This window comes from Nostoc sp. (assembly GCF_036917455.1).
Lineage (GTDB): Bacteria > Cyanobacteriota > Cyanobacteriia > Cyanobacteriales > Nostocaceae > Nostoc.
Genome location: NZ_JBALDK010000150.1, coordinates 106,157 through 112,558, shown reverse-complemented (window position 1 = coordinate 112,558; position 6,402 = coordinate 106,157). Strand labels below are relative to the sequence as shown.

General features: G+C 41.6%; 6 protein-coding genes and 1 pseudogene. 1 reads left to right on the top strand and 6 read right to left on the bottom strand.

The annotated features are described in order from the left end of the window. A pseudogene (locus tag V7K42_RS16485) lies at positions 1-467 on the bottom strand (hypothetical protein); the annotation flags it as partial. A 120-nt stretch (positions 468-587) separates the two neighbouring features. On the opposite strand from V7K42_RS16485, the gene uvrA reads away from it, so the two are divergent. Continuing rightward, positions 588-3,476 carry an excinuclease ABC subunit UvrA gene (gene uvrA, locus V7K42_RS16480; RefSeq protein ID WP_334917863.1) on the top strand — a complete coding sequence of 963 codons (2,889 nt, stop codon included), beginning with the start codon at positions 588-590 and terminating at the stop codon, positions 3,474-3,476. A 169-nt stretch (positions 3,477-3,645) separates the two neighbouring features. On the opposite strand, the gene V7K42_RS16475 is transcribed toward uvrA, so the two are convergent. From V7K42_RS16475 to V7K42_RS16455, 5 genes are all read right to left on the bottom strand, one after another. Further along, positions 3,646-3,999: a helix-turn-helix domain-containing protein gene (locus V7K42_RS16475; RefSeq protein ID WP_334917861.1), complete on the bottom strand. Its 354-nt coding sequence runs from the start codon at positions 3,997-3,999 to the stop codon at positions 3,646-3,648. A gap of 44 nt (positions 4,000-4,043) precedes the next feature. Further along, on the bottom strand, positions 4,044-4,445 hold the full coding sequence (locus V7K42_RS16470; RefSeq protein WP_334917859.1) for a type II toxin-antitoxin system VapC family toxin: 402 nt from the start codon (positions 4,443-4,445) through the stop codon (positions 4,044-4,046). A gap of 11 nt (positions 4,446-4,456) precedes the next feature. After that, the gene (locus tag V7K42_RS16465) at positions 4,457-4,681 is read right to left on the bottom strand and encodes a hypothetical protein (protein ID WP_334917858.1); all 225 of its coding nucleotides are present in this window, start codon (positions 4,679-4,681) and stop codon (positions 4,457-4,459) included. Between the two features lie 129 nt (positions 4,682-4,810). Next, a complete protein-coding gene (locus tag V7K42_RS16460) occupies positions 4,811-5,239 on the bottom strand; it encodes a DUF2358 domain-containing protein (protein ID WP_334917856.1) in 429 nt (142 codons plus the stop codon). A gap of 12 nt (positions 5,240-5,251) precedes the next feature. Next, positions 5,252-6,397 (bottom strand): glycoside hydrolase family 10 protein, encoded by a 1,146-nt coding sequence (locus V7K42_RS16455; RefSeq protein WP_334917854.1) that lies wholly within the window; start codon positions 6,395-6,397, stop codon positions 5,252-5,254. Positions 6,398-6,402: the final 5 nt, after the last annotated feature.

The window sequence follows — 6,402 nt, the reverse complement described above, 5'->3', positions numbered from 1 at the left end:
TCAATTAGATTCTTCCTCCCCTGCTTCCCCTGCGCCCCCTGCCTCCCCTGCTCGCCAAAGCGATGGGATATTTTTTTAGTTGGAAGTCCCTTACCAGGGGGATAGGTCGGTTTACTAGAATACTCTCCACCTTCTGTATCTGAGAGAAATTCCATCACAATTAGGGGAATATCGCCTTGGAGTCGTGGCGTATAATTGCGCTTCACTTCTTCTCGTGAGACTCGAATAGATGATACATAACCCCAATCTGCTGCTTTGACCACAAATCGATTATTCAAGGTAGCGCAGATACCGTAGTTAGTGATGGTTAAAGCATCGGCGGGTAATCTGCTGGCAAGTTCTAAGCTTTCTGTTAAAGCAGCAGCCAAGAGTGGCTGATTAATGTTATCCACTGGCTCGTTGTCTAAAACAAAATCATCAGGTAACTTTTCCCAGGTGACATCATGGGTGGCTGCATTGGCTAGCATGATTCAGAATATCTCAAGTACAACTTCAATTTAAAACAGTACGATTGTTCTACTATAAACTGATTAAAGATAGTATTATTAAGGACTGTTTCATCAGAAACTCCTTCTTCGCCGCCCAATATGTCAGACAAACAGCTAGCAGCATCCTTGAATGGACATCTTCCCAACCCCAGCCACAACAGCCAGAATACCATTCGGATTCGGGGTGCTAGGCAGCATAATCTGAAAAATATTGACTTAGAATTGCCACGCGATCGCCTAATCGTATTCACTGGCGTTTCTGGTTCTGGTAAGTCTTCTCTAGCCTTTGATACCATTTTCGCTGAAGGGCAACGTCGCTATGTGGAATCCCTCAGCGCCTACGCACGGCAATTTCTCGGACAACTGGATAAGCCGGATGTGGAAGCCATTGAAGGCTTAAGTCCAGCAATTTCCATTGATCAAAAATCAACCTCTCATAACCCCCGTTCCACTGTGGGTACGGTGACAGAGATTTATGACTATTTGCGGCTGTTGTTTGGTCGGGCTGGCGAACCCCATTGTCCGATATGCGATCGCTGTATTGCACCCCAGACAATCGATGAGATGTGCGATCGCATCATGGAATTACCAGATCGCACTCGCTTCCAAATCCTTGCACCCGTTGTCAGGGGGAAAAAAGGCACACACCGGAAGCTTTTGTCAAGTCTGGCTTCTCAAGGTTTTGTCCGCGTGCGGATCAATGGCGAAATCCGCGAACTGTCAGATTCCATTGAATTGGATAAAAATTTTACCCACACCATTGAAGTGGTAATTGACCGCTTGGTGAAAAAGGCTGATATCCAGGAGCGTTTGGTTGATTCCCTGTCTACGTGTCTCAAGCAATCGGGTGGGATTGCAGCCATTCTGGTGAGTCTACTTGGTGACGACGGACAAGAAAAAGAAGAAGAATTAGTATTTTCGGAAAACTTTGCCTGTCCAGAACATGGCGCGGTAATGGAGGAATTATCGCCGCGATTATTCTCCTTTAACTCGCCTTATGGTGCTTGTCCGCACTGTCATGGAATCGGGACTTTAAGAAGATTTGCGCCAGACTTGATCGTACCTGACTGGGAAGCACCAGTTTATGCTGCGATCGCGCCTTGGTCAGAAAAAGATAATTCTTATTATCTGGAATTACTCTATAGCGTCGGACAGATTTATGGGTTTGAGTTACAGACAAATTGGAGCAAGCTGACAGAAGAACAGCAGCAAATTATTTTGTTTGGAGAGAAAGATGGACGAGCCGCAGAGGCACAGAGAAAGCAGAGTTTTAAAGGTGCTATTCCAATTTTGCAACGGCAGTATGAGGGTGGCTCGGAATTAGTTAAGCAAAAATTAGAGCAGTATCTAATCGATCAGCCGTGTGAAGTTTGTAAAGGAAAACGGTTAAAACCGGAAGCCTTGGCGGTGAAGTTGGGACAATATGGAATTTTAGAATTGACTACCGTATCAATTCGGGATTGTCGGGAGAGAATTGAGCAATTTAAGTTGAGCGATCGCCAGTTACAAATTGCTGATTTAGTCCTGAGAGAAATCAAAGCTAGATTGCAATTTTTATTAGATGTAGGCTTAGATTACCTCACCCTTGATCGTCCTGCCATGACCCTTTCTGGTGGTGAAGCCCAACGAATTCGTCTAGCAACGCAAATTGGTTCTGGTTTAACAGGAGTTCTCTACGTTTTAGATGAACCGAGTATTGGTTTGCATCAACGAGATAATGGCAGATTGCTCAAAACCTTAACGAAATTACGCGATTTGGGTAATACATTAATTGTCGTTGAACATGACGAAGAAACAATTCGTGCAGCCAACTATATAGTTGATATTGGCCCTGGTGCAGGAATTCACGGCGGAAATATTATCGCCCAAGGTGATTTTGAGACATTATTAGCAGCAGAAGATTCCTTGACGGGGGCATATTTATCAGGAAGGCGAGTAATTACTACACCAGCAGAACGCCGAGAAGGAAATGGGCGCAGTTTGGGAATTAAAAATGCCCATCGCAACAATTTACAAAATATAGATGTAGACATACCACTAGGTAAACTCGTCTCTATTACTGGTGTGTCTGGTTCTGGTAAATCTACCCTAATTAATGAATTACTGTACCCATCTCTGCAACACCATTTAACTAAGAAAGTTCCCTTACCCAGACATTTGGATAAAATTCAGGGATTAAACGCGATTGATAAAGCGATCGTTATCGATCAATCTCCCATTGGACGCACACCACGTTCTAACCCTGCAACTTACACAGGAATTTTTGATGCCATTCGGGATGTATTTTCCCAAACAGTCGAAGCCAAAGCTAGGGGCTACAAACCCGGACAATTTTCCTTCAACGTTAAAGGTGGACGTTGCGAAGCCTGTAGCGGACAGGGTGTGAATGTTATTGAGATGAACTTCCTCCCAGATGTTTACGTGCAATGCGAAATCTGTAAAGGTGCAAGGTATAATCGCGAAACTTTGCAGGTGAAGTACAAAGATAAGTCTATCTCTGATGTCCTGAGAATGACAGTTGAGGAGAGTTTAGACTTCTTTCAGAATATACCCAAAGCGATCGCGCGTTTGCAAACTTTATTTGATGTCGGGTTGGGTTATGTCCAACTAGGACAACCTGCAACTACTTTATCTGGTGGTGAAGCGCAACGGGTAAAATTAGCAACCGAACTATCTCGACGCGCCACAGGGAAGACACTTTATTTAATAGATGAACCGACAACAGGGTTATCTTTTTATGATGTCCACAAATTATTAGATGTGTTGCAAAGATTGGTAGATAAAGGCAATTCAATTTTAGTAATTGAACATAACTTAGATGTAATTCGCTGTTCTGACTGGGTGATAGATTTGGGGCCAGAAGGTGGCGACAAAGGTGGAGAATTGATTGCTGTGGGTACACCGGAGGAAGTTGCAAAAAATGCCAGGTCTTATACTGGGCAATATTTAAAGCAGGTGTTGAAACAGTATCCGGCGGTGAAGAAGTAGAGTTTTTTGTCTCACGCAAAGGTGCAAAGCAAAGAATACGAAAAGAAGGACTTTTATTAAGAAGCCCCTTTTTCTTATTGGATGTTATCCTTTATGGATACGCACTATACTTTAAGCATATATTAGGGAATTATCAAAAAATGAATACGCGTAATTTATTTCCTGGCTATTACCAGCCTACATTTGTAATTTCTGGTTCGCTATTCATGATTTTAGTAACAATCTCGCTCGAACCAAGAATTTCTACCAAATCAGCTTGTTCCAAACTCCTAGCTTCCATCAAATGCAAGAGCCTTGAATAAGGTGTTGAGGAATTAAGCTGATAGTGCTTATCTTCAAAATCCTCAATCAGTTTTACCAATAATTCCAACAAAGCATCTTCTTCAGGAGTTAGATTGGAACGAGAAAGCAGTTCTTCAACAGTTTCTAAAAACTTCTCGTTTTCCTCTTTTGTCTTGATAATCCGAGATTGATGTTGAGACAGCAATTCACTGTAAATATCTGAGTTAAAAATAAAGGTCATTTTTTTAGTAATCTTTGTAATGCCAAATTACAAAAATTCTTATTTTACCAGATTATAGCTACCCCAGATAAAGGCATTCTACTGTCTCTACTAATTAGGGGTAAACCCAAATACTTAGCAGTGGCTGCAATAATTCTGTCAGGCATATCAGGAACACTATCTCGTGGTATTGTTGCCAATGCTGTAACTATCTCATCTGTAAGATTTGCTATAATCATCCCACTAGTCCCAGCTATTAATGCAGCATCTAACTGAGACTTCATATCCGCTGATATACGTCCTTTTTCTTGTAAATAAACAATTTCTACAAGGCAAATCGTTGGTATGTAAATAACAATTGCACCACTTTCACACTCCTCAAAAGCCTGGTTAGCAGCAGGACTAAGACGCGAACTATCTTCTAAATACCAAATCAGAGCATGGGTATCCGTTACCAAATTAGACATCAAACATCCTTTCAAGGGAAGTTGCCCCACATTTGCTCTCTAATTTCTGAAATATCTGACTCACTAATATTGCTACCTCGCCACAACCCTCTCAAAGACTTTCGCCGTTTCGGCTGAATCATTGTCAACTCTTTTTCAATTTGAGGTGCGACTTGCTCAATCAAGCGTACCTTATCTACTAGTGAAAGCTGCTTTACTAATTCAAGAGCTTCTTCTAACTTTACTGCTTTCTCCATTTTTCTAACCTTAACTTTTATCTACAGCTTATTATCTTAATCAACAGGAATAGGTAATTTTAACTAAATTTAACAACCTATTTAAATCTGAATTATTCTTCGTCTCAAAAATGAATATCTAACAGCTAATTAGCTCTCTCCTCCTCTTTGCCAAAACTGCCCTAAAATCTCCCCAGGTTTACGATCCCAAGTATCAATATGCTCATATATCAAATTATCTTGGTTTAATTTATACGTTGAATAGCCATTAAAAACCAAACCTGCTTTCCAAGGAACGCGTAACACTCCTCGCACTGTCCACTTTGCTAAAATAGTATCTTCGGCTGACTGATAAACCTCATGCACATCAAAGCAAATTTTGGTAAAAAATAGCCGAGCGTGAAATCGCAAAGTCCAAAATATAATGCGATAGTTAAATTTGTATTTGAATGTATTTACCGGGTCTTTAAAGTAGATATCGTCTGTATAAATATCATAAGAAATATCTTTTTCAAAAAGTGTTGGTAAATCCTCTTTTAAAGTTTTAATTACCCGTTCCACCGATAATTGAGATTCCACGCGCATTTTTCCTTAAAAAATCTTTTTTAACAATCTTTGCCAAATAGAAAATGTACTCTTGTTAATCACACCACCCGCACTCAAATCTGACAGAGTGGGAAATGATGCAGACTTAGCATAAGGCCCATTTCGTAAAACTTTAGCTAGGGTATTGTTATTTTCGCGCAAACCTTCGTAAAAAAAGAATACCTCTCCTTGAATACCAAGTTGGCGATTGTATTCAATTGCCTGCACCAGATATTCTGGACTAATACAATAACTGCCAAGCTTCATCAGTATTCCCGGTGCTAACCTGGGCAACGTCACATCTGTGAACTGTTGGCTTACTAGTTTATCAGCGATCGCACGGTAACTCCCAAAGTCACGGCGATAAATCTGCGGCTGAATTATATCGACTATTCCCCGGTTCAGCCATGCGGGTGAGTCTTGCAAATATTCCTGGAATGCCCAATCATGGATATTAGGTGCGATCGCTACTAATAAATTAGGATTCACCGCTTTCACCTCCCGGTACAGACGCGCTAAAAATTCAGTGAGAATATCTGCACGCCACTGTAACCATTGCCTATCCTTGGGGTTCTGTGGTGGATTGCGATCGAATTCCTGGCGATAGCGGCTGACAGTTCCCTCATCATAGCCGCCTTCACAGGGGAATGCTGGGAAGCGATCGTCACCTTGAATACCATCTACATCGTAATTATTCGCAACTTCCAGCACCAAATTCAGCAAGAATTCCTGTACCTGTGAATCGAGTGCATTCAACCACTCGAAGCCGTTTTTCTTCAGTAAGTTACCATTAAAATCACGCGCGGCCCATTCCGGTTTTTTCTGTAAAAGAATACCGCCATTCAAATTGTAGGAACTGGCAAAACCGTATTCAAACCAAGGAATAACTTTCAACCCGACTCGCCGCGCCTCAACTATCACCTCTTCTAAAGGGTCGCGACCTACAGACAGATGGTCAATTTCGACACCAAAAGTTTGCCGCATTGTTTGACTAGGATACATAGTTACTCCCTTGTTCCAAACAACAGGAAACACCACATTAAATCCTGTCTCAGCCAGGAAATCCATCGCCTCAGCAATACGTTCCTTTGATTTGAGAACTTTACTATCAGTTGTGGTCAGCCAGATACCACGGGTTTCTATTATTGCCATTTCTA